Here is a 25809-nt window from a genome sequence, read left to right on the forward strand (position 1 = left end):
AACTCACTAGCCGATAGCAGGAAGGAGGCGTCGTGGTCGAGATCTCGTCCGGTCCAGACCTGGCTGAGTCCCTGTTGCGCCTGGGAAAGTACTTCCACACCGGCGAGGTGTCCGCCGATCACCGCACCCTGCACAAGATCGGTGGCCGCTCGGCCGACGACTTCTACCGGGACCGCTGGGCCCACGACAAGGTGGTGCGCTCCACGCACGGCGTCAACTGCACCGGATCGTGCTCGTGGAAGATCTACGTCAAAGACGGTGTGATCACCTGGGAATCGCAACAGACCGACTATCCATCGGTGGGCGCGGACAAGCCCGAGTACGAGCCACGCGGCTGTCCGCGCGGTGCCTCGTTTTCCTGGTACACCTATTCCCCTGCGCGCGTGCGCTATCCGTACGTCCGCGGCGCACTCATCGAGATGTACCGAGACGCCAAACAGCGGTTGAAGGATCCCGTGCTGGCGTGGGCGGATATCGTCGATGACCCGGAAAAGTCGCGTCGTTACAAGTCACAACGCGGCAAGGGCGGGTTCGTGCGCGCCGAATGGTGGGAGGCGGCCGAGATCGCCGCCGCGGCTCACGTCCACACGATCAAGAAGTACGGACCCGACCGCGTCTTCGGGTTCTCGCCGATTCCGGCGATGTCGATGGTGAGTCACTCCGTTGGCGCCCGGTTCATTTCGCTGATCGGCGGGTCGATGCTGTCGTTCTACGACTGGTACGCCGACCTCCCGGTCGCCTCACCCCAGGTGTTCGGCGACCAGACCGACGTGCCCGAGTCGGCCGACTGGTTCGACGCCGGTTACCTGATCATGTGGGGTTCCAACGTCCCGGTGACCCGGACTCCGGACGCGCACTACATGACCGAGGCCCGCTACCGCGGTCAGAAGGTGGTCGTGGTCTCTCCCGACTACGCAGACAACACCAAGTTTGCCGACGAGTGGCTGCCCGCGCGCCCCGGAACCGATGCGGCACTGGCCATGTCGATGGGTCACGTGATTCTCAAAGAGTTCTTCGTCGATCGGCAGACGCCGTACTTCAGTGACTACGTCAAGAAATATACCGATCTGCCGTTCCTGGTCACGCTGACCGAACGCGACGGACGGTACGTGCCGGGCAAGTTCCTTACGGCCGCGGACCTGGGCGACAAATCTGAAGCGGCAGAGTCGAAAACGGTACTGCTGGATTCGCATGGCAAACCGGTCGTTCCCAATGGCTCGCTCGGGCACCGGTTTGCCGCCTCGGGCGAGGGTAAGTGGAACCTCGACCTCGAAGGCGTCGACCCACTGCTGACGTTGGGCACCGCCGACCCTGTGGAGGTCGCGCTGCCCCGCTTCGACACCCCGGGCGTACTGCGTCGCGGCGTGCCGACGAAACGCGTTGGCGATCATCTGGTTACCACGGTGTTCGATCTGCTGCTGGCACAGTACGGCGTCGGCCGCGACGGGCTGCCGGGCGACTGGCCGACCGGATACGACGACGCCACCAATCCCTACACCCCAGCCTGGCAGGAACCGATCACCGGCGTCCCGGCCGCCAAGGCCGAGCGGATCGCTCGCGAATTCGCCGACAACGCAGAGCGTTCCAAGGGTCGGTCGATGATCCTCATGGGCGCCGGCACCAACCACTGGTTCCACTCCGACCAGATCTACCGGTCGTTCTTCACGCTCACGCTGTTGACCGGGTGCCAGGGCGTAAATGGCGGGGGCTGGGCGCACTACGTCGGCCAGGAGAAGTGCCGTCCGGTAACCGGCTGGGCCACTTTGGCTTACGCGCTGGACTGGCAGCGGCCACCGCGCCAGATGCAGGGCACCCTGTTCTTCTACCTGGCCAGCGACCAGTGGCGCTATGACCCGTTCACGTCCGAAACCATGGCATCGCCGCTGGCCCAGGGACGGTTCGCCGGGCGCACCGCGGCCGACAACATCGCGCTGGCCAGCCGACTCGGGTGGATGCCCAGCTACCCCACGTTGAACCGCAACCCGCTGGATTTGGCCGACGAGGCAAAGCGGCTGGGTAAGGATCCGGCAGCGCACGTGGTGGACGGTCTCAAAACCGGTCATCTGCGCTTTGCCTGCGAGGATCCCGATGCACCGGAAAACTTTCCGCGAGTTCTCACGGTGTGGCGATCCAACCTGCTGGGCTCCTCGGCCAAGGGCAACGAGTACTTCCTGCGGCACCTGTTGGGCACCGACTCACACGTGCAAGCCAGCGACAGCAAGGGGATTCGCCCCAAGGAGGTGCGCTGGCGCGAGGACGCTCCGATCGGCAAGTTGGACCTGTTGCTATCCCTCGACTTTCGCAACACCAGCACCACGCTGTTCTCCGACATCGTGCTGCCCGCGGCCACCTGGTACGAGAAGCATGACCTGTCGAGCACCGACATGCACCCCTTCGTGCACGCCTTCTCCCCCGCGATCTCGCCGCCGTGGGAGACCAAGACCGACTTCGAGGCATTCCACCGCATCGCCCGCGGATTCTCCTGGCTGGCCGAAAAGCACCTGGGCACCCGCGAAGACATCGTGAGCGTGCCGTTGCAGCACGACACCGCCGACGCGCTCGCGCAGCCACACGGGAGGGTGCTGGACTGGAAAGCCGGTGAGTGCGAACCTGTCCCGGGCAAGACGATGCCACGGTTGGTGACGGTCGAACGCGACTACCCGGCCGTGGGCGCCAAGATGGCTGCGCTAGGGCCGATGGTGGAGAAGGTCGGTCTCACCACCAAGGGCGTCACGGTTCATCCGGACGCCGAAGTGGACTACCTCTGCGGCGTCAACGGTGTCGTCGGCAGTGGGGTTGCTGCGGGCCGGCCGTCGCTGGCGAAGGACACGTATGCTGCCGAAGCTATTCTGGCGCTGTCCGGGACCACGAACGGCCGGCTCGCGGTAGAGGGCTTCGAGGCGCTGGAACGGCGCACCGGCACCGAGCTGGCCGACCTGGCGCGCGAGCACGAGGGCAAGCGAATCACCTTCGCCGACACCCAGGCTCGTCCGGTTCCGGTGATCACGTCGCCGGAATGGTCCGGCAGCGAGACCGGCGGCCGGCGGTATTCGCCCTTCACCATCAACACCGAGCGCCTCAAGCCGTGGCACACGCTCACCGGCCGCCAGCACTTCTACCTCGACCACGACTGGATGGCCGAACTCGGCGAGCAGCTTCCGGTTTTCCGGCCACCGCTGGACATGACCGCGCTGTTCAACGAACCGGGCGTGGGCGACACCAGCACCGGCGGGGTCACCGTGCGCTATCTGACGCCGCACTCGAAGTGGTCAATCCACTCGGCCTATCAGGACAACCTCTACATGCTGACGCTGTCCCGTGGTGGACAGGCGATCTGGATGTCGGAGGTCGATGCCGCCAAGATCGGCGTCAAAGACAACGACTGGATCGAGGCGGTCAACCGCAACGGCATCGTCGTTGCCCGCGCGATCGTGAGCCACCGGATGCCCGAGGGCACCGTGTTCATGTATCACGCACAAGATAAAACAGTGGCGGTTCCCCGCACTGAGACTGTGCTCAATGGGGCCGACCCTGCAAGCAGGTCGGCCGCGCTAGTTGGGGCCGACCCTGCAAGCAGGTCGGCCGCCGGCAAACGGGGCGGCATCCACAACGCGCTCACCCGCATCATGATCAAGCCGTCGCACCTCATCGGCGGCTACGCGCAGCAGTCTTTTGCGCTGAACTACCACGGCCCCACGGGAAATCAGCGCGACGAGGTCACCACCATTCGTCGTCGTTCGCAGGAGGTGGAGTACTAGTGCGTGTGATGGCTCAGCTGGCCATGGTCATGAACCTGGACAAATGCATCGGTTGCCACACCTGCAGCGTCACCTGCAAGCAGGCCTGGACCAACCGCGGCGGCGTGGAATACGTCTGGTTCAACAACGTGGAAACCCGTCCGGGACAAGGCTATCCCCGCCAATACCAGGACCAGGAGCGTTGGAAGGGCGGCTGGACGCTGAACAAGCGCGGCAAGCTCACCTTGCGCACCGGGTCGCGTTTCAGGCGGCTGCTCAACATCTTCGCCAATCCCGACCTGCCGACTGTCTCCGACTATTACGACCCGTGGACCTACGACTATCAGAACCTGCTCGCCTCGCCACTGACCGATACGACACCGACCGCCAAGCCGAAATCGCTGATCACCGGGGAAGACGCCAAGATCACCTGGGGAGCCAACTGGGACGACGACCTCGGCGGCGGACCGGAGCAGGTCAGTCGAGACCCATTGCTGGCCAAGGTCTCCGCGGAGGTCAAGCTCGAGTTCGAGCAGACCTTCATGTTCTACCTGCCGCGCATCTGCGAACACTGCCTCAACCCCGCCTGCGCGGCGTCGTGCCCGTCCGGCGCGATCTACAAGCGCAGCGAGGACGGCATCGTGCTGGTCGATCAGGACCGCTGCCGCGGCTGGCGCCAATGCGTCACCGGTTGCCCGTACAAGAAGATCTATTTCAATCACAAGACGGGCAAGGCCGAGAAGTGCACCTTCTGCTATCCGCGCGTGGAGGTGGGCATTCCGACGGTGTGCTCCGAAACGTGCGTCGGCCGACTGCGCTACATCGGCGTGATGCTGTACGACGCCGACGCCGTGCTCGACGCGGCGTCTGTCAAGGACGACAAGGATCTGTACGCCTCCCAGCTCGGTGTCTTCCTCAATCCACACGACCCCCGGGTGGTCGCCGAGGCCGAGCGCGCCGGCATTTCCAGCGAATGGATTGAGGCGGCACAGAATTCACCGGTTTACAAGTTGATCGTCGACTATCAGTTGGCACTGCCGCTGCATCCGGAATACCGGACCATGCCGATGGTCTGGTACGTCCCGCCACTGTCGCCCGTCGTCGATGCCCTGACCACAACCGGTCATGATGGCGAGAACGCCGGAAACCTGTTCGGCGCCATCGACGCGTTGCGCATTCCCACCGAGTACCTGGCCGAACTGTTCACCGCGGGCGATGTGGGCCCGGTGCGGGCATCGCTGCAGCGCCTCGCCGCCATGCGTGCACACATGCGCTCGATCAACCTGGCGGAGCTCCCGGACCCGGCTATCGCCGAATCGGTGCGGCTGACCCCGGCCGAAATCGAGGCCATGTACCGACTGCTCGCGATCGCGAAATATCAAGACCGCTACGTCATCCCGAGCGGGGCCGGCTCGGACGCGCATCGTCTGGACGCACTCGCCACCGGCTGCAGCCTGGAGGGTGACGGCGGGCCGGGGATGACGGCGTTCGACGCGATGGCCGAAAAATTCCACCTCACCGACAGCAACGGGGCGGCACCGGAAGAGAAGTCGGCCCGGATCAACCTGCTGAACTGGGATGGGCAGAGCACGGCAGGACTGGTGCCATGACGGACCGTCTGGTGTGGCGCATTGCCGCGCTGCTGCTCGACTATCCGAGCGAGTCCACGTTACAGCTCCGTCCCCAATTACGGGCCGCAGCAATCGATATCGACGCGCATGGCCTCGTCGCCTTCCTTGATGCGACCGCGGGTATTCCACCGCTGGAGTTGGCCGCGCGATATGTGGAGACCTTCGACCAGCGTCGGCGCAGCTGCCTGCACCTCACCTACTACGCCTATGGCGACACTCGCAAGCGCGGTATGGCGTTGCTGCGCTTCAAACATGCGTTTCGAGCCGCCGGTGTCACGGTCGGCGACGAGGAACTGCCCGATTTCCTACCGCTGGTCCTCGAATTCGCCGCGACCGTCGACTACCAGCAGGGCCGACGCCTACTCGGTGAGCACGTGCCGGTGCTGGAGCTGCTGCGACTCTCTTTGCGCGACAGTGGTTCCCCGTACGCTCACCTTCTCGATGCGGTGTGCTCGACCCTGCCGCCGGTGACCACCGCGGACCGCCGCAAGATCGCCGAACTCGCCGCGGCGGGGCCACCGGAGGAAGAGGTCGGCCTCGAGCCGTTTGCCATGGATCCCATCCTCACCGGAGGCCGCCGATGAACAACGTGGCATGGATGACGCTGCCCTACGTCGCCTTCACGTCCTTCTTGGTCGGGCATGTCTGGCGCTACCGCTACGACCAGTTCGGCTGGACCACGCGCTCGTCGCAGATCCACGAGAGCCGCCTGCTCAAGCTGGGCAGTCCGCTGTTTCACTTCGGCATGCTCGCGGTGATCGGGGGCCACGCGCTGGGCCTGCTGATCCCCGAGAGCTGGACAAGCTTCTTCGGCATCTCCGAGCACACCTACCACCTGATCTCGGTGACCGCCGGGTCCGTCTCCGGCGTCGCCGTCATCGCCGGCCTGGCGATCTTGGTCTACCGACGCGTCACCGTGCCTGCGGTGCGCCAGGCCACCAGTCGCAGCGACAAGATCATGTACGTGCTGTTGGCCGCCGCGCTGTTGACCGGAATGTGGAACACGATGGGTACCAACCTGATCGCGGGCAGCTACGACTACCGCCAGACTGTGTCGCCATGGTTCCGCAGCCTGTTCAGCCTGCACCCGCAGCCGGAGCTGATGGTCGGCACGCCGCTGAGCTATCAGGTGCACGGACTGGTCGTGCTGGCACTGATCGCCATCTGGCCCTACACCCGCCTGGTGCACATGTTCAGCGCGCCGGTCGGGTACCTGGTGCGGCCGTATGTCGTCTACCGCAGCAAGGACCGCCAAAGCGCTGACCGCCGCTACGCCAAGGCGTGGGAGACGCCGGTGGCGCCACCAGCGCGCAGTCGCTGGGTATAGCCGACACCCTCGCACCCCACGTCCACGCGTGCACCCACGCAAGCGGGATCCCGCGAGCCGAGACCCAAGACTGGACACTGAGTGCAATGGGGTCGACTAACCCCTTGCACGCGCGCAGGGTGAGGAGCATCGTCATAAGCGTCCGGTGGCGCCGCCGGGGCGCTGCCCCGATCGGAGGGACTTTCCGTGTACGCACGCTCCACAACAGTCATCGCGCATCCGGGTTCCATCGACGCGGGTATCCGGTTTGTCGAATCGGAAGTCATGCCGATGCTCCGTGAAATGCCCGGCTGCATGGGCATGTCCATGATCGTCGACCGGCAGTCGCGCCGGTGCATCATCACCAGTTCCTGGCAGACCCTCGAAGACATGCGCGACAGTGATCGGCTCCTGAATCCGGTGCGCACCCGCGTTGCCGAGTCTCTCGGCGGCCGCCCGCAGGTCGATCAGTGGGAGATCGCGGCGCTGCACCGCAACCACCCGTCGCACAACGGCGCCTGTGTGCGGTCCACCTGGTTCCGCGTCGACCTGTCGACGCTCGACCGGGCCGTCGACATCTTCAAACTCGGATCGCTACCGGAACTCGAGAGACTCGACGGCTTCTGCAGCGCCAGCCTGCTCGTCGACCGAGACGAGGCCATCGCGGTGTCATCAGTGACCTACGACTCCCGCGCCGATATGGAACGCACCCGCGGCGAAGCCGGAACGATCCGCGAGGCCGGCACCGCCGATGCGGGCGCCGAAGTGCTGGAGGTCTGCGAGTTCGATTTGGTGCTTGCTCACCTGCACGTGCCCGAACTGGTCTGATCTCAGGCGCACGCCGGTGCCAGCGCGTCCTCCAGTAGAGGCTTGCCGACGGGCACCGCGTAGACAACGTCGAGTATCACCGGCTGCGTGCCCAGATTCTGGCCCATGTGCACGTAGCCGGTACCGCTCGGCTCCTCGATGAACTGCCCGGCGTGATAGACGACGGGCGCACAGTCGGGCCCTGGATGGTTGAGGATCCCGGCGCGGACGAATCCGAACACCGGTCCGTCGTGGTAATGCCAGCCGGTGGAACCGCCTGGCGCGATAGTGATTTCACGGACCACCGCGTGGACTCCCAGCGGAAGTAGCGGAATGAGCTCCGCCGGAATCTCACCCTCGATCACCGTAACCGCGCTGATCCCCGACGACGGCGTCGCGTGTGCCACCGGCACGGAAGCGAGAGATCCGATCACCATTGCGACGAACCACATTCTGCGCACCGTCAACGTATACGCCGAATGATGGCGCAAATCTCCCTTATGCGGCGATCGAGGCCAATTCCACCGCGTAATAGCGACGCACCAGCAGATCGACGACACCCTGGTGAGTGCCGATCGGCTCGGCGACGCCATCAGCGCCGATGTCGCGCAGTCGCTGCTGAAAAAGCCCGTGCGCCAAGAGGTACGACGCGACAAATACCCGAGCCGAGGTCAGCGACCGGATCCGGGACACCACATCGGCAACCCGAGGCTCGCCGGTAGCGACATAGCCGACGGCGACCGGGCCGCCTATCCGTTCGCCCAACAGTCCCGCGGCACGATGCACGTCGGCACGGGCGCGCCGATCCGAGGACCCCGCCGCCGCGAGCACCACGGCGTCTCCGCGGCGCCACCCGGCTTCGCGCAACCGCTGCTGCATGGCCCGCGCCAGCGCCGGATCCGGACCGATGGCCCGCGTCACGGTGGCTTGATCGAACCCGGCGACCTCACGTGGGATGTCGACGTGCACGTGGTAGCCCGAGGCCAGGAACGCCGGCACCACCGTTGCCGGTCCGTCGATGTCACGAAGCACCTCAGCGGGCGAGGGCCCGAGCACATCGACGAACGCGACCCGAGTAGAGATACCGCGCGCCGAGACCTGTTCTGCGAGTGCGGCAATCATGTCGACACCGCGTGCGTTGCGGGTGCCGTGTGCGACGAGGACCAGTGTCATGAGCGGAGCTCCTTCGTGAGCATCGCAGCGAGGCACGAGCGAGGAGCGGAGCGAAGGAGCGCAGCGACCAGAATCATCAGCGGAGCTCCTTCGTGAGCATCGCAGCGAGGCACGAGCGAGGAGCGGAGCGAAGGAGCGCAGCGACAAATATCATGCGGACTCCACGGGATTCACTGCCAAGCGATACCCGCGCTTGACCACGGTCTGAATCACTTTCGGCGCGCCCAACGCGGAACGCAGTCGGGCAATGGCGGTTTCGACGGCATGGCAGTCATCGCCACCGCCCGGCAGCGCGGCCAGCAGGTGTTCGCGGGAGACCACTCGGCCCGGCTGCCGCGCCAGCGCACGCATCAGGGCCATCGCCGCCGGGGGCAGGGTCTTCACCTCGCCATCGACCACGACGCAACTGCCGCGAACACTGATCACCCGGCCGCCGGCGCGAATGTTGCTGGCTCGCTGCGGCAACTCGTTGCCGATGTGCCGGGCCAGGGCACCGATCCTGGCTCGCTCGGGGATCGTGGTGGGCACACCAAGTTCCTCGAGTGGCGCGGCGGTTACCGGACCGACGCACGCGGCCAGCACGCGGGTGCGAAGCGCATACAACAGCGGCTCCAACTGGCCGGTCTCCTTGGCGCGGGTCAACATCGACGCGACCGCGGGCGCACTGGTAAACGTCAGGCAATCGAGTGAGCCGGCGGCAGTGAGATCGATGAGCCGGTCCATCGCGGCCGGGTCGGCCGGTGGAACCCACCGATACACCGGCACGGCCACGACTTGCGCACCGGCACAACGCAATTCGTCACAGAAGTCCGGAACGGGTTCCCATTCGGTGGTAGCCCCATGCAGCTGCACCGCGATGCGCAGGCCGTCGACGCCCTCATCGAGCAGGCGATCGAGCACCTCTGCAGATGATTCGGACGCCGGGGACCATTCCTCGCGAAGGTCGGCAGCGCGGATGGCGCCCATAGCCTTCGGCCCGCGAGCCAGCAAGCGGGTGGATCGCAGCGCGGCGCGCAGGTCCTCGGCCAACCCCCAGCCTTCTGCCCCCTCCATCCAGCCACGGAATCCGATTCCCGTTGTGGCAATGGCGATATCGGGAGGATCGGTGATGATGTCCTGCGTCGCCCGCGCCAGTTCACTGTCGTCGGCGAGCGGAATGATGCGGATTGCCGGCGCATGGATCACCGTGGCGCCACGGCGGGTAAGCAGCGCGGCAAACTCTTCGGCGCGGCGGGCCGCGGTGACGCCGATCGAAAAACCGGCGAGCTGACTCGGCTCCTCCGTCACGGGCTCGTCCCCGCACCTGCCGTCCGGAACGCACTGTGCACCTGCACGACTCCGCCCCAGACCCGTACGTCGTAGACCGGCAACCGCACCGAGGGATCATCGAGGCAGCGGCCGTCGACGAGCGAGAACACCTGCTTGAGCAGCGGCGAGGCTACCGTGGGTTCCCCGGCGCGGTCACCGACGATCCCGCGCGACATGACGGCCGCGTGACCGAACGGATCGATGTTGCCGACAGCGTGCAGGGTGCCGTCTTCCAGCAGGAACAGCGCGACTTGTTCGCCACTGCGCAAGAGCACCGCCACGCCGCAGCCGGGGATCAGGCGCCGCAGCGGGCAGGCGGAGGTCCATTCGAGGCGGCCATCGCTGACTGTGCTGCGCCGCGCCTGGCTGAACGCGTGCAGCTTGGTATCGATAACCTTGCGATTCGGCGCGGTGATGACAGTCATGACAGATACCTCCCTTTCGCAATCAATTTCTACGGGTGCTGCATTTCCCCGGCGTTACGGCTGTGTGCCACTGCATTACTTCTCCGCCGGCATTGCGGGCATCCCCATCAGGACGGGCACCTTGCGCGGACCGGATTCGTCGAACGTGACGGTCGGGTCGGCGACATCGGGGGCGTTGACGAAGGAGACGAAGCGGGAAAGTTTCTCCGGATCTTCGAGCACACCGGCCCACTCGTCTTTGTAGTTCTGCACGTGTCGCGCCATCGCCGCTTCGAGGTCGGCCGCGATGCCCAGGCTGTCCTCGCACACAACGGCTTTGAGGTGATCCAATCCGCCGTCCATGGCCTCGAGCCACGGCGCGGTGCGCTGCAGCCGGTCGGCCGTGCGGATGTAGAACATGAGGAAGCGGTCGATGTAGCGGACGAGCGTCTCGTCGTCGAGACCACCGGCCAGCAGGACGGCATGCTTGGGCGACTGCCCGCCGTTGCCGCACACGTAGAGGTTCCAACCGTTTTCGGTCGCGATCACGCCGACGTCCTTGCCGCGCGCCTCGGCGCATTCCCGCGCACACCCGGACACGCCGAACTTCAGCTTGTGTGGTGAACGCAAGCCGCGGTAACGCAATTCGAGGTTCACGGCCATGCCGACAGAGTCCTGCACGCCGTAACGGCACCAGGTCGATCCCACGCAGCTCTTGACCGTGCGCACCGACTTGCCGTATGCCTGACCGGATTCCATGCCGGCGTCGACCAACCGCTGCCAAATGGCGGGCAACTGCTCAACCCGCGCGCCGAACAGGTCGATGCGCTGCCCACCGGTCATCTTGACGTAAAGGCCGAAGTCGCGGGCGACCTCGCCGATGATGATCAGCTGTTCGGGCGTGCATTCGCCGCCCGGCATCCGCGGCACCACCGAGTAGGTGCCGTTCTTCTGGATGTTGGCCAGGAAGTGGTCGTTCGTGTCCTGCAGTGCCGCCTGCTGACGGTGCAGGACGTGGTCGGAGTCGGTGGAGGCCAGGATCGAGGCGACCACCGGTTTGCAGATGTCGCAGCCAGATCCCTTGCCGTACTTGGCGATCAGCGCCGAGAAGGTACGGGTGTTGGTGGCTTGGACGATCTGGAACAGCTCGGCGCGAGACTGTTCGAAGTGCTCGCACAGGGCCTTGGACAGCTCGACGCCGGACGAGGCGAGAAGCTGCTTGATGGTCGGCAAACAACCGCCGCAGGTGGTGCCGGCATTGGTGCACGCCTTCACCTGCGCGATGTCGCAGGCGCCTTCCTTGATGGCACCGCAAATGGCGCCCTTGGTGACGGCGTTGCAGGAACAGACCTCGGCCTCGTCGGGAAGTGCTGCGGCGCCGACCTTTTCGCCTGCAGGCGAGATGAGCGACGCGGGGTCACCCGGCAGCTCCCGGCCCACCAGCGGCCGCAGCGTGGCGTATGCCGAGGCATCGCCGACCAGGATGCCGCCGAGCAGGGTCTTCGCATCGTCGGAGACGACGAGCTTGGCGTAGGTGCCCTTGGCCGCGTCGTTGAGCACCACCGACAGCGCGCCGGGCGATTCAGCATGTGCATCACCGAAACTCGCGACATCGACGCCGAGCAGTTTCAGCTTGGTGGACAGGTCGGCGCCGGGGAACTCGCCCGCGCCGCCCAGGAGCCGATCGGCCACGATTTCGGCCGTCGTGTAGCCCGGGGCCACCAGGCCGTAGCAGCTGCCCTCGACCGCCGCGCACTCCCCGATTGCGTAGATGTGCGGATCGGAGCTCTGCATGGCCAGGTCGGTCAGTACGCCACCGCGCGGGCCGACGTCGAGACCGCAGTCGCGAGCCAACTGATCTTGCGGGCGAATGCCTGCCGAGAACACCACGAGCGAAGCGTCGATGACCGAGTCGTCGGACAGGGTGACCTGCAGCGCCCCGTCGGTGGCCGCGATCGACGAAGTGGCCACGCCGGTGTGCACATGCAGGCCGAGCTTGCTGACTAGGCGCTCGAGGATGGCGCCGCCACCCTCGTCGACCTGGACCGGCATGAGCCGCGGCGCAAACTCGACGACGTGCGGGGTCATGCCCAGCAACCGCAGCGCATTGGCCGCTTCGAGACCGAGCAGTCCCCCGCCGACGACGACGCCGACCGCGCCCGGACCGGCCGCCTCGGCCGCCGCCCGAATGCCGTCAAGATCCTCGATGGTGCGGTAGACGAAGCATTCCGGCAGGTCGTGGCCCGGTACCGGCGGCACGAACGCGTACGAACCGGTGGCCATGACGAGTGCGTCATAGCCGATGACCTCACCGACGGACGTGGTGACCTTGCGGGCGTCGCGGTCGATCGACTCCGCTCGCTGACCGAGCCGCAGATCCACCAGCGAGTCACCGGCGTACTCGTTGCCCGGTAGCGCCAGCGCGCCCGGATCCCAGGCACCGACGTACGAGGACAGACCGACTCGGTCGTACGCAGGGAGCGTCTCCTCGCCGAGGACGACGATGTTCCACTGGCCGGCCTCGTCGCGGGCGCGCAGCGCCTCGACGAACCGGTGGCCGACCATTCCGTGGCCGACAACGACAACTGTCTTGGTAGTCATGACTCTCCTCGTGTTGCTGCTGGGGCGGTCAGGCTGAGACCGTGACCGACTCGCCGGCAACTTCGTTGGAAACCACGGACTTGGGCGAGGGGGTGCGCAGGAAGACCGCCCAGGTGACCGCGGCGCACACCACGTAGAAGGCCAGGAAGACCCAGAACGCGCTGGTGGCCGAGTGTGCGGGGCCGGTGTAGGAGGCGCGCAGCACCAGGTTGATGAACACGCCACCCGTCGCTCCGATCGCGCCGGCCAGGCCGATGAGTGCGCCGGACATGTTGCGCGACCAGGCCGCCTTTTCCGCGTTGTCGAGGTGGTCCAGGCTCTTGGACTTGGCCTCGAAGATCGACGGGATCATCTTGTAGGTCGAGCCGTTACCCAGCCCGGACAGCACAAACAACGCGATGAAGCCGACGGCGTAGGCGGTCATGATGGCCCCGCTGGCACCACCGTGGTGGCGGTCGTCGATGGTGCCCGCAATCACCAGCACCGACGCGGCCAGCATCATGGCAAAGAACGTGTAGAGAGTGATCTTGCCGCCGCCGATCCGGTCGGCCAAGCGGCCGCCGAGTGGGCGCGCGATGGAACCGAGCAGTGGTCCGATGAACGCGATCTGCGCGGCGTGCAGTGCGGCCTGGGCCGGCGTGTCACCACCGGCGAGGTAGTTGATCTGCAACACCTGACCGAAGGCGAAGCTGAACCCGATAAACGATCCGAATGTGCCGATGTACAAGAAGCCCACCGCCCAGGTGTGCCCGTACCGCGTGGTCTTGAGCATGTAGGACAGGTCGGCCTTCTGATTACGCAGGTTGTCCATGAACAGCGCGCAACCCACAGCGGCGATGCCGATCAGGACCAGGTATACGGCGCAGACGATCGACGGCGCGGTGTTTCCGATGGTCGCGATGACGAACAGTCCGATCAACTGGATCACCGGCACGCCGATGTTGCCGCCGCCCGCGTTCATGCCCAGCGCGAAACCCTTCAGCCGCTGCGGATAGAACGCGTTGATGTTGGTCATCGACGACGCGAAGTTGCCGCCGCCGACGCCGGCGAACGCCGCCACCAACAGGAAGGTGGTGTACGACGTGCCGGGGTGGTTGACGAAGTACAGCGTCAGCAGCGTCGGTACAAGGAGCGCCAGCGCGCTGAAGACCGTCCAGTTGCGACCACCGAACTTGGCCGTGGCGACGGTGTAGGGAACCCGCAGCACGGCGCCGACCAGCGTGGGAACAGCGACTAGGAAGAACTTTCCGGCCGGGTCGATGCCGTAGACGTTCTGCGGCATGAACAAGACCATTACCGACCAGATCGACCACACCGAGAAACCGACATGCTCGGCGAAGATCGACCACACAAGGTTGCGGGTGGCAATTTTCTTGCCACCCGCTTCCCATGCAGCCACATCTTCGGCATCCCAGTGCTCGATGTCGCGGTTGCGCGTAAGCAGGTTCATGGCTGCAACGGTAAGGAACCGGTATTGCGCCGATGCTGCGTCAAATGACCACAGCGTCAACGCATTCTCACGAAATTGCGGTGGATCGGGTGAGGGATTACGAACGTGTTTCCGGCAGGTAATGCAGGGCGTTAAACCGTGTCCTCCAACACACGCGGCTTGCACGCGGCCCAGCCCGAGACGACCACGACGACAACGGCGGCGAGCAGTATGCCGAACGACGGCAGCCAGCTCCCGGTTTGATCACGCAGGATGCCGAACAACAGGGGTCCGAGGCAGGCCACCGTGTAGCCGACGCCCTGGGTGAAGCCGGACAGAGCGGACGAGCCCGACTGCGTGCGGGTGCGCAGGTTGATAAGCGTCAACGACATCGGGAACGTGCTCGGCCCGAGGCCCAGGATCACCACCCACACCACCGGTGCCGCCATCGGTGCCCACACCAGACCGGCGAAGGCCACCAGGTAGGCGACCGCGCAGGCTGCCACCACCGGGAACGGATTACGCATCCGCGCGCAGAAGATCGGCGCGGTCAGCGCGGAGAGCAAGCCAAGAAACGCGAACAGCGCGACCATCGTGCCGCCGAAGGCCCGGCTGGCGCCGGCGTCGACCAGTATCGCCGGCAGCCAGGTGAACATCGAGTACGTGATCAGCGACGTCATGCCGAACAACCCGGCCATCCCCCAGCCCAGCGACGATCGCCAGGGCCGGATGCGGTCCCGTCGCGCGGAAGTCGCCGTGCGGTCGAGCACATCATGGCCGCGCCGATCGGCGAGGACAAACAGCCACGGAAATGCGGCGGCGAAGCCCAACAACGCCCACATGCCGATCGAGATCCGCCAGCCCGCCGCGTCCGCAACCGGCACCGCGACCAAGGCCGGCAGCACGGTGCCCACCTGAACCATCGTGATGTACATCGAGCTGAGTAGCGCCAGTCGGTCGGAAAAATAGCGTTTGACCAGCGGCGGCAAGATCACGTTGCCGATGCCCATGCCGCCGAGCGCCATGCCGGTGAACACCACCATCGTGGCGGTGTCGCTCGTGAACGCGCGGGCCAGCATGCCGGCACCGGCCAACAGCATGGCCAGCAACGCAGTGCGTTCGAGACCTATTCGCGTCGCGATTGTGGGCGTGAGGAGCCCGAATGCAGCGAACATGGCCGTCGGCATCATGCCGAACACGCCGATCACTGCGTGCGAAAAACCGATGTCCGCCCCGATTTGCTCGGCGAGCGGCGTGAAAGCCGTGACCGCGACGCGCAGTGTGAGCGCGGAGGAGACGATGGCGAGGAAGACAAGTACCCGTCCGGCAACCAGCGACCGACGTTCGATGACGTGCTGGCGGGCGGGCATCGTTCGAGTGTCCTGGGCGACCGTCATAGTGAGAAATCATAGGATGACCGGATGATAGTGGCAATCCGGTGTAACCTGCCTCTCATGCAACACGTACGGCGCACGAGCTTGATTGCGCAGGTCACCGAACTGCTTCGGGAGGAGATTCGCGCCGGACGTTGGCCAGTCGGTTCACGGATACCCACCGAGCCGGAGTTGACCGAGCTGACCGGAACTGGCCGCAATACCGTCCGCGAGGCAGTGCAGGCCCTCGTCCACGCCGGGATGCTGGAGCGCCGGCAGGGGTCAGGAACCTATGTCATCGCAGCCAGCGGCCTCGGCGGGACGCTGAGCAGCTATTTCGCCGATGCCCACGAACGCGACGTGCTCGAACTGCGCCAGGCCCTCGACACCACGGCCGCCGCGCTCGCGGCCAAACGACGCGACGACGACGACATAGCTCGCCTGCGCGAACTGTTGGATCTGCGCAACCAGGGGTGGGACCGCCCGGAGGCCATTGACGCCGACGTCGCGCTCCACCGCGCGATCGTCGCGGCCAGCCACAATGCTGTTTATCTCGAGTTCTACGACTCACTGCTCCCGGTCATCGAACCGGACGTTCGCGAGCGGACCGCGAGAACGGGAGAATCGTTCGACGCCGAACACGCCGCCGTCGTCGAAGCCGTGATCGCGGGGGATGCCGAGGCGGCAGCCCGGGCGGCCCGCTGCTTCTTCAGCGAGTTGCTCGCGCAATACCCCGGTTAGGCGGGCGCGGGCGCGTCGGTGGTGCGTTCGAGCGCAACGGAAAACCGACGTAGTGGACACATTCCGCCGCCACGGAGTGCGAAACCACACGACACTCGGCATGCAGCGGATTTAATGTCGACGTGACTGGGACCGTTACCACTTCCGATCGCGGCCCAGCCGCAAAAGGCAAGCACCGCCGCACCGCCGTTGCGGTGAAACAACCCGTTACGGCGGAGCAGGCCAAGGACCGCCTCCTCGACGTTCCGGCCATCGACGGCCTGCGGGCCGTGGCCGCAATCATGGTCGTGGCAGTGCACGTCTGGGAGGTCACCGGCGGCCCGAAGTTCAACAACGGTGCCGCGCTCAACATGACCTTGGGATGTGTCGTCGCCGTCGATCTCCTCTTCATGATCAGCGGCTTCGTGCTGTTCCTGCCCACCGTGGTGACCCGCCGGTTCGGTGACGTGCGGCGCTTTGCGTTGCGCCGCGCTGCCCGCATCGTTCCGCTGTACTACGTAGTTGTCATTGCCGTCGTCGTAACGCTGCCGCTGCTCGCGGGCCCGATGGTGACGGCCTTCTCCGCCGGCGGCGGCTTCGCCTCTCTCGCGCTGCACCTGCTGTTCCTGCAACATTCCGTCGGACTCGAACTCGGATACCCCGAAGGTTGGGGAGCGGTCGCTGTCCTGTGGACGCTGCCGATCGAAGTGTGCTTCTACGTAGTGCTACCGATCATCGCCGTTCGCTTCTTGCGAAAACCCCTGCTCGGGCTGGCGATATCCGCCGCAATCTCACTCGCCTGGCGCTATCTCGCGGTGAGCCACATCGGCCCGCCGGGCCGCATCTATGACGTCACCAAAGTCATGGCACTCGAGCAGATTCCGAGCTTCGCCTTCCAATTCGGCATGGGCATGTATTGCGCGTACCTGTTTGTCTGGTTGATGAAGCGCCGGGCGCCGTGGATGAGATACGCCGCGATCCCTGTGGGCGCTGCCGGGCTCGCGACCGCACTGTGGCTGATGAACCGCTGGGGTGCGCACATGCTCGAACCCAATGCGGCATACTTCCGCGAACTCGTGGTGCTGCCCATCGCGGCACCCTTTGCCGCGATTCTGCTGTCGGTTTCGCTCGGCCCGCGCTGGATGCAGTGGCCGCTGACGAACGCACTGTCCCGCTGGCTGGGCCGGATCAGCTACGGAATCTACTTGTGGCACATGCCGATCGGATTTCTGATCGTCAGGAACTTCGGCGCCGCCCGAGAGCTGGGACGGGCGTCCTACTTCGTCGAGGTCTTCGCACTGGTGCTCGTCGTGACGATCGCCTTGAGTTCGGTCACGTATCTTGTCATCGAGCGGCCGGCTATCGACTGGGCCCGAACAACCGCCAAGCGCTGGTTCACCTAAGACCTAGGGCCTCAGAGCATCAGCCGCACCAGATCCGCGGTGCGCGCCAGCCCCGGAAACGCCTCTGCTGTCGAGCGCGGGTGCAGGGCATGGACGGCCAGCCGAAACATCAAGGCGCGCAGCACCATCTGCGGCCATTCCGGTAGGTCGTCCCAGCGTTGCAGCAATCCGTCATCGGCTCCGCCCCAGGCCAACGCGTCGACCACGGCAACCCCGGCGGCCCACGCCGGTGGGCGCCAGTAGGGCGTGATGTCGGCCAGACCCGGCGGCATCGACCCGGAGAACAACACCGTGCCGAACAGGTCGCCATGCACCAGCTGCGCAGGAGACTGCACGGGCTTGCGCAACGTCGCCAACTGCTTGATCAACTCGACACTGTGTTGCGCGTCGGGTGACGTTGCCTCGAAGCCGCCGGCCGCACGCACGCTGCGCAGCGGAACCGGTTCCCACGCCGCACGATCGGCGGCGACGAAGACGTCGACGTCCACCCACGGCGCCACCGGTGCCTGAGCCAGGAAACGCGGCCGCTCGAGCTGCGCTGTCGCGTTGTGCAGCCGCAACGACACCGACACCACCTCGTCGTGGCGCGGCTCCGGCGACCCCTCGACGTAGGTGTCGGCGCGCCATCCGGACACCACATACCGGCCGTCGGTGGCCCGCACCGGCCGAGCCAGGCGAACCCCGTCCACCATGAGCGTCTCGCGCACTTTCGCCGACCAGGCCGCGCGAGCGTGGTCGGCCACCGGCGAAAGCACCACGTCGCCGCAGCGCCAACCACCGTCCCACTCGGCACCGAGCGATACCGGTTGGACCGCCCGCAAACCGAAGGTCGACAGCACGTGTTCCGGAGGCTCAGCAGACGTCACGTGGTCAAACTACCGCCGGTAGTGCTGCGTTTCTTCCATCGACGCGCCACCGCGGCCGCTCGAGGTGTGAACGACCGTGCTGGTTGGTATGCCTCGCTTGACGAGTCTGTACGAGGAGGTCCAACACCGATGACGGTCGTCGCGCGCACCGTTGACAACTATCCGACAAGGTCCGCGGGAGCCACGGGGTTCAGATCCCGACGCGACAAGACGGTGTGGGGAAGCTCGGGCGGACCGCTCGACCAGTCAGCCATCTCGGCCTACGACGCGAACGGCTACGTCATCGAGCGCGCGTTGTTCTCGCCGTCCGAAATCGCAGGGCTCACCGACGCGCTCACCGACCTCAGTCGAGACCAGCGGATGCTCGATGACGACCGAACCGTCATCGAGCAAGCGTCGATGCAGGTGCGATCCATCTTCGAGGCGCACAAGATCAGCGCGGACGTAGACGCGGTGGTCCGCGACCCGCGCATTCTCGGTGCCGCCCAGCAGATTCTCGGCTCCGATGTGTACGTGCACCAGTGTCGAATCAACTACATGCCCGGCTTTCGGGGCACTGGCTTCTACTGGCACTCCGACTTCGAAACATGGCACGCCGAGGACGGAATGCCCGTGCCGCGCGCGGTGAGCGTCTCAATTGCATTGTGCGACAACTACCCCTTCAACGGCGGCCTCATGCTCATGCCCGGCTCGCATCGCACCTTTGTGCCGTGTCGTGGTGAGACCCCGCGCGACAATTACCGCACCTCGTTGCGGGAGCAGCGAATCGGCGTTCCTACCGAACCGGAAATCACCGAATTGGCGCGCCGCCACGGGATCTCACAATTCACCGGCAAGGCCGGCGACACCTTGCTGTTCGACTCCAATGTGATGCACGGCTCGGGCAACAACATCACGCCATTCCCGCGGTCGAACCTGTTCATCGTGTTCAACAGCGTGCACAACGCGCTGCAGGAGCCGTTCGCGGCACCGGCGGCGCGGCCCAACTACATCGCCAGCCGCGACTTCACACCGGTACGCCGTCAGTAGACGGGCAGGCTGTTGTCGATCTGGTTGGCCCAGGCGATGACTCCACCCTGCAGATGCGTCGCGTCGGAGAACCCTGCCTTCTTCAGCGCGGCCAACGCCTCCGCCGAACGCACACCGGTCTTGCAATGCAGCACGATCGGCTTGTTCTGTGGCAGTTCCGCCAGCGCCTCGCCGGACAGAATCCGGTCCTTCGGAATCAGCCGGGCGCCGGGCAAGTGCACGATGTCCCACTCGACCGGCTCCCGCACGTCGATGATCTCGATGTCCTTGCCGGCCTCGAGCATGTCGTGCAACTCGCGGGCGGTGATGGTCGAGCCAGCGGCCGCGGCACGTCCCTCATCGGACACCACACCGCAGAACTCTTCGTAGTCGATGAGTTCGGTGATCGGCTCGCGGTCCGGATCGCGGCGGAGCTTGATGGTGCGGTAGCTCATGTCGAGGGCGTCGTACACCATCAACCGGCCGAGCAGCGGTTCCCCGATCCCGGTGATCAGCTTGATTGCCTCGGTCACCATGACCGAACCGATGGAGGCACACAGGATGCCCAGCACGCCACCTTCCGCACACGACGGCACCATGCCGGGCGGCGGGGCTTCCGGGTAGAGGTCGCGGTAGTTCAGTCCGCGCCCGTCGGGCGCGTCCTCCCAGAACACCGAAACCTGGCCCTCGAAGCGGTAGATCGAACCCCACACGTACGGCTTGCCCGCGAGCACGGCGGCGTCATTGACGAGGTAGCGGGTGGCGAAGTTGTCGGTCCCGTCGAGGATGAGGTCGTACTGGCGAAACAGCTCGACGGCGTTGTCCGGCTCCAACCGGAACTCGTGCAGCCGCACGTCGATGCCGCTATTGATGTCGTGAATCGAGTCTCGGGCACTCTCGGCCTTCGGCCGCCCGACATCGGACTCACCGTGAATCACCTGGCGCTGCAGGTTGGAAGTATCGACCTCGTCGAACTCGACGATGCCGATGGTGCCCACCCCGGCGGCCGCCAAGTACAGCAGCGCCGGCGACCCCAAGCCACCGGCCCCGATGACCAGAACCTTCGCGTTCTTCAGCCGTTTCTGCCCGGTCACACCGACATCGGGGATGATCAAGTGCCGGCTGTAGCGCGCGACCTCGTCGCGGCTCAATTCGGCGGCCGGTTCGACCAGTGGCGGTAACGACACGTCGGCTCCTTCACGTATGTGCACTCTGCGCCAGCTACAACGCCGGGCACGCAATCAATCTTCCCGTTGGCGGTGTGCCTGCGCTAGCCGCGCGGCAGTGCCAACATATCCGCGCTAGCCGCGCGGATAGGGCCACGGGTTGTAGCGGCAGACCTTGCCGTCCATCGGAACGACGCCGGTCGGGTCCAGCTTGGCGATGTCGTCATTGGCCGTGCCGAAGGTCTGCTCCATCATCACCGGCGCCAACCCGCCATCCGTCTCGCACGGCTGATGCCCGTAGCCGATCGCGTGGCCCACCTCATGGTCGATCTCGTACTGCCGGTAGGACCCGATATCGCCCTCGAACGCGACCGCGCCCCGCACCCACCTGACTTCGTTGATCACCACCCGGCCGATTTGGCCGTTGTAGCAGGACGTGTCGACCGGGATGTCGTAACCGCAGGCTTGCTTGGTTGTGTTTTGCGACGTCAGCGACACCCGGAAGTCGGGGTTACCGGTGTCGATCCGACGGAACGCCACCCGATCGTCATGAATCCAGCTCTTGGGGTTCGCCAGCGTCTCATCGACCATCCGGGCAAACGCCTCGTCGCCGCCGAGACCGGTCATGTCGATGCCGTTTTCCACCTCGACGGTGTAGGTGAAGACGCGCACGGTACCGCGACCGACCTGACCCGTCGTTCCGGGCACGATGTGCCAGTTCCCGGCTCCCGACACGGTGAACGGACCGCCGCCGGGCAATGCCACCGACGCGATATCGGCGCCGAACTTGCCGTCGCCCTTGGGCGGTGCATCGAGGATGTCGGTGCTGTGCGTCTGCGCATTGAGCGAGCCGAGACCGGGCAACTCGTCGACCACCGAGTCCGATCCACCGCCGCCGCGGAGCGCGTCGATGACGACCAGCACGGTGACGACGAGCAACACCGGGATTGCGTAGGCGCGCCAGCCGTAGGCGGAGGCGAACCGGCCCAGGCGCGTCTGCCGTTTGGCGCGGCGCTCGGGGCGCTGCGAGCGGGCCCGAGCCTCTTCGCGGCTCGTCGGATCCCATTGCGCGCGCAGCGGTTGGTACGCCCGTTCCGCATTGGCCCTTCGCGACGCCGCGTCGCCGGGCGGCCACCGGTCCTCCTGATCCAGGGCACCCGAGGACCGCGCGCCTGCGCGTGGAACGCGCCGGTTGTCTCCGGTGTCCTCGGTCACGCTAAACAGAATCTCATAGTCGCGGCATCGACCGCTCCGGCGCGCCGGTTGCTGCGCCATGCCCTCAGCCTCGGCGAGTATCGTGCAGGCATGACCCAGATCGCAGCCCGGACGCCGTCGGAACGCCAGGCTGCGGCGCGTGCAGCCGCCGAGCGGCCAGCGTCACCCCGGCGCAGTCCGCGGTTGCCGCGCGACGAACGGCGTCAGCAATTGCTCGCCGCGGCAAGCGAGGTTTTTGTCACCCGCGGCTACCACGCCGCCGGGATGGACGAGATCTCGGAATGCGCGGGCGTGAGCAAACCTGTTCTGTACCAGCACTTTCCGAGCAAGCTCGAGCTGTACACGGCGGTGTTGCAGAACTATGTCGACATGCTCGTCGCGGCGGTGCGCCAAGCGTTGCGGTCAACCACCGACAACCGGCAGCGGGTGCGCGCGGCGGTGCAGGCGTTCTACGACTTCATCGACCATGAGGCACAAGGCTTCCGGCTGATCTTCGAGTCGGACGTGATGGGCGAACCGCAGGTCGAGCGCCGCATCGAGCAAGCCACCGAGGCCTGTGTCGACGCCGTCTTCGACTTGGTGAGCCAGGACTCCGGCCTGGACCCCTACCGGGCCCGGATCCTTGCCGTCGGCCTGGTCGGCGCGTCCCAGTGCACCGCCCGCTACTGGTTGGACGCCGACCGGCCGATCCTCAAGGAACAGGCGGTCGAAACGACGGTCTCGCTGATTTGGGGCGGCTTGTCGCACGTGCCGCTGCAGCACCCCTGAGTTCGTAGGCTCAGAGAGCCGCGAAGCCCACCCGGCCGCTCACGGACGCGCCGATCTCCACGTAGGCCACCTTGGCCGCCTGAATGATGAAGCGGCGACCTTTCTCGTCGGTCAGCGCCATGACGCCGTTGCCGGTGTTCAAGGCCTCGGTGACGATCGCCTCCACCTCTTCCGGTGACTGCGCGCTGCTGACCAGCAGTTCACGCGGGCTATCCACAATGCCGACCTTGACCTCCACGGCCAACCTCCGAACGTCATCGATCAATTGCTCACTTGGTGACAGCTCAAGGCTAGTCGAGCGCGATCGGGCCACCGGCCACCGCGGCTGCGCTGTGGGCGAACATCGCCCGATGAACCGGCTCAGACCAGACCCAGCACTGCCATGCGATCGGCATGACTGCGCTGCATGCGATCGAACAGGGCAATGATGTTGCTGAGGTCGCCCGTGGCGGTGATGACGAGGTCGGTCAACTCCTCGCGCTGTGCGAGCACGAACTGGGCCTGCGTGATGGCCTCGCCGAGCAGCCGCCGGCCCCACAGCATCAGCCGGTCCTTGGCCCGGCGGCTCGACGCCACCGCGTGACGCACCTCGTCCACCACGAACTGCGAGTGACCGGTTTCGGCAAGCACATCGCGAACGATCTCGGCCACTTCCGGCGCCAGCGCTCCCGCGATCTCACGGTAGAAGTCAGCGGCGATGCCGTCGCCCACGTACAGCTTCACCATCGACTCTTGCCAGGTCGAGGGGTTGGTCGAGGCGTGATAGGCGTCCAGCGCGCGCACATAGGGCGCCATCGAGTCGAAGACATCCAGCCCGCGTTCGGACAGCGCGCGCTCCAGGGTCGTGAAATGGCCCATTTCCGCGGCCGCCATCTTTGCCACCGCCACCTTGCCGCGCAGCGTCGGCGAAAGCTGCGCCTCCTCGGCCAGCCGGTAGAACGCCGAAATCTCGCCGTAGGCCAGCACGGCAAAAAGCTCCGGAACACCGGGGTGATCGGGGGCGATGGCGGGAGTCAGCGACGCGGACGGAGTGGCATCCATGACTATCAACACTAGCGGGTCGCGATGCGCGGGAACGCGCCGATCACAGGCCTCGTGAACGCGCCGATTCGCAGATCAACGGTACCAACCGGTAGCATTTACTTGGGTAGCTGTACACCGCTAGCTCGGGTGCTCTTCCAGTAGCTCGTCAGGCGCCAGATCGTCGGCTACCCGGACATTGTGCGCGCACTCTTGTCGCCTCGATCCGAGCCGCTGTCGAATGAACGGCCGGCCTGATACGGATTCGGGGCTGGACTTCCGTCGTGCGCGCGAGGACGAGGAAGGCCATTCCCCTGAGCAAGATAACTATCGACCAAGAGCCCGGCGTTGCTGAAACGTTTCTGGACGCCCAGCTCGACAGCACTCACTCTGCGCCGACATTCACCGAGCTCGGCGTTCACCCCGAAATTTCCCGCGCACTGAGCGAAATCGGCATTCACCGGACGTTTGCTATCCAGGAGCTGACGCTGCCGCTGGCGCTGGCCGGCGAAGACCTCATCGGCCAGGCGCGCACCGGGATGGGCAAAACTTTCGGATTCGGCGTGCCGCTGCTGCACCGCCTCGCCACGGAAGCGACGCCGGACCCGCGAACGCCGCGCGCGTTGGTCATCGTGCCGACTCGTGAGTTGTGCATCCAGGTAAGCGACGACCTGGTCAACGCGTCGAAGTACCTCGACATCAACGTCGTGTCCATCTACGGCGGCCGGCCGTACGAGGCCCAGATAGACGCGTTGCGCAGCGGCGTCGACGTCGTGGTCGGCACGCCCGGTCGGCTGCTGGATCTGGCCAATCAAGGCCACCTGGTCCTCGACCGGGTGGGCGTGCTGGTGCTCGACGAGGCCGACGAGATGCTTGATCTCGGCTTCCTACCGGACATCGAGCGCATCCTCGGGATGCTGAGAGAAAACACCGGCGACCAGCGCCGCCAGACCATGCTGTTCTCAGCCACGATGCCAGGACCGATCATCACGCTGGCGCGAACATTCCTGACCCGGCCCACGCACATCCGGGCCGAGGAGCCACACTCCTCCGCCGTTCACGAACGAACGACGCAGTTGATCTACCGGGCGCACGCCCTGGACAAGGCCGAACTGATCGCTCGCGCGCTGCAGGCACGCGACCGCGGCGCGACGATGATCTTCACCCGCACCAAGCGCACCGCGCAGAAGGTCGCCGACGATCTCAAGGAGCGCGGTTTCAAGGTCGGCGCCGTGCACGGCGACCTCGGTCAGGTGGCCCGTGAGAAGGCGCTGAACGGCTTCCGCAAGGGCAAGATCGACGTTCTGGTGGCCACCGACGTCGCGGCGCGGGGTATTGACATCGACGACGTCACCCACGTGATCAACTACCAGTGTCCGGAGGACGAAAAGACCTACGTCCACCGCATCGGGCGGACCGGTCGGGCCGGACGCACCGGTACCGCGGTCACGCTGGTCGACTGGGACGACCTGGCCCGGTGGGAGACCATCGACAAGGCTCTGGGCCTCGACAACCCGGAGCCGGTCGAGACGTACTCGAGTTCGCCGCACCTTTTCAGCGACCTCGACATCCCCGCCGACGCAACCGGAACGGTCCGGAAGCCGAAGCCGGCAACCGAGTCCGACGGCGAAACGGTCACGGCCGAGCGCACTCCGCGTAAGCGCAATCGCAAGCGCACCCGGGGCGGCAAGGCAGTCGAGCGGCCGGGCGATACCGCTGCCGACACCGGTGCGCCGAGTGCCGAGGCAACCCCGGACTCCGATGCCACGCAACGTCCAGCGCGGCGCCGTCGCCGACGCAAGCGCTCGAGCAGCACAAACGGGAGCGCGGAGAGCACGGCTACCGCACAGGTCGCGGTCGCCGAGTAACCTCGC

22 protein-coding genes are annotated in these 25809 nt (G+C 65.9%); 10 read left to right on the forward strand and 12 right to left on the reverse strand.

All coding sequences use genetic code 11. The features are described 5' to 3' along the window. Nucleotides 1-32 precede the first annotated feature (32 nt). The 5 genes from FOS14_RS15065 (at nucleotide 33) to FOS14_RS15085 (ending at nucleotide 7502) form a co-directional block, all read left to right on the forward strand. Nucleotides 33-3758, forward strand: coding sequence for a nitrate reductase subunit alpha (locus tag FOS14_RS15065; RefSeq protein ID WP_255450351.1), 3726 nt, complete (start codon nucleotides 33-35; stop codon nucleotides 3756-3758). Between the two features lie 8 nt (nucleotides 3759-3766). Further along, entirely contained in the window at nucleotides 3767-5347 is a 1581-nt protein-coding gene (gene narH / locus FOS14_RS15070; protein ID WP_143771730.1) for a nitrate reductase subunit beta, read from the forward strand. Then, a complete protein-coding gene (gene narJ / locus FOS14_RS15075; RefSeq protein ID WP_143771625.1) occupies nucleotides 5344-5952 on the forward strand; it encodes a nitrate reductase molybdenum cofactor assembly chaperone in 609 nt (202 codons plus the stop codon). The genes narH and narJ overlap by 4 nt, the downstream gene beginning before the upstream one ends. Continuing rightward, a complete protein-coding gene (gene narI, locus FOS14_RS15080) occupies nucleotides 5949-6695 on the forward strand; it encodes a respiratory nitrate reductase subunit gamma (protein WP_143771626.1) in 747 nt (248 codons plus the stop codon). The genes narJ and narI overlap by 4 nt, the downstream gene beginning before the upstream one ends. Before the next feature lie 186 nt (nucleotides 6696-6881). Beyond that, complete coding sequence (locus FOS14_RS15085) at nucleotides 6882-7502, forward strand: hypothetical protein (RefSeq protein WP_143771627.1); 621 nt, start codon at nucleotides 6882-6884, stop codon at nucleotides 7500-7502. 2 nt (nucleotides 7503-7504) lie between these two features. Here FOS14_RS15085 and FOS14_RS15090 read toward each other — a convergent pair whose 3' ends face one another. From FOS14_RS15090 to FOS14_RS15120, 7 genes are all read right to left on the reverse strand, one after another. Next, complete coding sequence (locus FOS14_RS15090; RefSeq protein WP_143771628.1) at nucleotides 7505-7933, reverse strand: cupin domain-containing protein; 429 nt, start codon at nucleotides 7931-7933, stop codon at nucleotides 7505-7507. A gap of 46 nt (nucleotides 7934-7979) precedes the next feature. Beyond that, complete coding sequence (locus FOS14_RS15095) at nucleotides 7980-8654, reverse strand: sirohydrochlorin chelatase (protein WP_143771629.1); 675 nt, start codon at nucleotides 8652-8654, stop codon at nucleotides 7980-7982. 150 nt (nucleotides 8655-8804) lie between these two features. Then, nucleotides 8805-9941, reverse strand: a complete 1137-nt coding sequence (locus tag FOS14_RS15100; RefSeq protein ID WP_143771630.1) for a uroporphyrinogen-III synthase — start codon at nucleotides 9939-9941, stop codon at nucleotides 8805-8807. Beyond that, nucleotides 9938-10387 (reverse strand): nitrite reductase small subunit NirD, encoded by a 450-nt coding sequence (gene nirD / locus FOS14_RS15105; RefSeq protein WP_143771631.1) that lies wholly within the window; start codon nucleotides 10385-10387, stop codon nucleotides 9938-9940. The genes FOS14_RS15100 and nirD overlap by 4 nt, the downstream gene beginning before the upstream one ends. 75 nt (nucleotides 10388-10462) lie before the next feature. Further along, complete coding sequence (nirB, locus tag FOS14_RS15110) at nucleotides 10463-12967, reverse strand: nitrite reductase large subunit NirB (RefSeq protein ID WP_143771632.1); 2505 nt, start codon at nucleotides 12965-12967, stop codon at nucleotides 10463-10465. A gap of 28 nt (nucleotides 12968-12995) precedes the next feature. Continuing rightward, nucleotides 12996-14417, reverse strand: coding sequence for a NarK/NasA family nitrate transporter (locus tag FOS14_RS15115; protein ID WP_143771633.1), 1422 nt, complete (start codon nucleotides 14415-14417; stop codon nucleotides 12996-12998). A gap of 131 nt (nucleotides 14418-14548) precedes the next feature. Then, nucleotides 14549-15766, reverse strand: a complete 1218-nt coding sequence (locus tag FOS14_RS15120) for an MFS transporter (protein WP_143771731.1) — start codon at nucleotides 15764-15766, stop codon at nucleotides 14549-14551. Between the two features lie 84 nt (nucleotides 15767-15850). Between FOS14_RS15120 and FOS14_RS15125 the strand changes: the two genes are divergently transcribed. Together FOS14_RS15125 and FOS14_RS15130 are read left to right on the forward strand one after the other, a co-directional pair. Beyond that, the gene (locus FOS14_RS15125) at nucleotides 15851-16510 is read left to right on the forward strand and encodes a FadR/GntR family transcriptional regulator (RefSeq protein WP_143771634.1); all 660 of its coding nucleotides are present in this window, start codon (nucleotides 15851-15853) and stop codon (nucleotides 16508-16510) included. 122 nt (nucleotides 16511-16632) lie between these two features. Then, entirely contained in the window at nucleotides 16633-17892 is a 1260-nt protein-coding gene (locus FOS14_RS15130; RefSeq protein ID WP_143771635.1) for an acyltransferase, read from the forward strand. 11 nt (nucleotides 17893-17903) lie between these two features. Here the strand turns inward: FOS14_RS15130 and FOS14_RS15135 are convergent, their stop codons facing one another. Further along, nucleotides 17904-18758, reverse strand: coding sequence for a TIGR02569 family protein (locus tag FOS14_RS15135; protein ID WP_143771636.1), 855 nt, complete (start codon nucleotides 18756-18758; stop codon nucleotides 17904-17906). Between the two features lie 129 nt (nucleotides 18759-18887). Between FOS14_RS15135 and thpD the strand changes: the two genes are divergently transcribed. Then, nucleotides 18888-19787 (forward strand): ectoine hydroxylase, encoded by a 900-nt coding sequence (gene thpD, locus FOS14_RS15140; RefSeq protein WP_143771637.1) that lies wholly within the window; start codon nucleotides 18888-18890, stop codon nucleotides 19785-19787. On the opposite strand, the gene moeZ is transcribed toward thpD, so the two are convergent. Both moeZ and FOS14_RS15150 read right to left on the reverse strand, forming a co-directional pair. Then, nucleotides 19781-20953: an adenylyltransferase/sulfurtransferase MoeZ gene (moeZ, locus tag FOS14_RS15145; protein ID WP_143771638.1), complete on the reverse strand. Its 1173-nt coding sequence runs from the start codon at nucleotides 20951-20953 to the stop codon at nucleotides 19781-19783. The two genes, thpD and moeZ, sit on opposite strands and share 7 nt — an antisense overlap. Nucleotides 20954-21067: 114 nt before the next feature. Beyond that, a complete protein-coding gene (locus FOS14_RS15150) occupies nucleotides 21068-22207 on the reverse strand; it encodes a DUF3152 domain-containing protein (RefSeq protein ID WP_143771639.1) in 1140 nt (379 codons plus the stop codon). Nucleotides 22208-22237: 30 nt separating this feature from the next. On the opposite strand from FOS14_RS15150, the gene FOS14_RS15155 reads away from it, so the two are divergent. Next, nucleotides 22238-22915, forward strand: a complete 678-nt coding sequence (locus tag FOS14_RS15155; RefSeq protein ID WP_143771640.1) for a TetR/AcrR family transcriptional regulator — start codon at nucleotides 22238-22240, stop codon at nucleotides 22913-22915. Nucleotides 22916-22925: 10 nt separating this feature from the next. On the opposite strand, the gene FOS14_RS15160 is transcribed toward FOS14_RS15155, so the two are convergent. Next, nucleotides 22926-23153 (reverse strand): DUF3107 domain-containing protein, encoded by a 228-nt coding sequence (locus FOS14_RS15160; RefSeq protein WP_143771641.1) that lies wholly within the window; start codon nucleotides 23151-23153, stop codon nucleotides 22926-22928. Nucleotides 23154-23275: 122 nt separating this feature from the next. Continuing rightward, entirely contained in the window at nucleotides 23276-23956 is a 681-nt protein-coding gene (locus FOS14_RS15165; RefSeq protein WP_143771642.1) for a ferritin-like fold-containing protein, read from the reverse strand. A 263-nt stretch (nucleotides 23957-24219) separates the two neighbouring features. Here FOS14_RS15165 and FOS14_RS15170 point away from each other — a divergent pair, with 263 nt between their 5' ends. Next, nucleotides 24220-25803: a DEAD/DEAH box helicase gene (locus FOS14_RS15170; protein WP_143771643.1), complete on the forward strand. Its 1584-nt coding sequence runs from the start codon at nucleotides 24220-24222 to the stop codon at nucleotides 25801-25803. Nucleotides 25804-25809 lie beyond the last annotated feature (6 nt).

This window comes from Skermania sp. ID1734 (genome assembly GCF_007489285.1).
GTDB lineage: Bacteria > Actinomycetota > Actinomycetes > Mycobacteriales > Mycobacteriaceae > ID1734.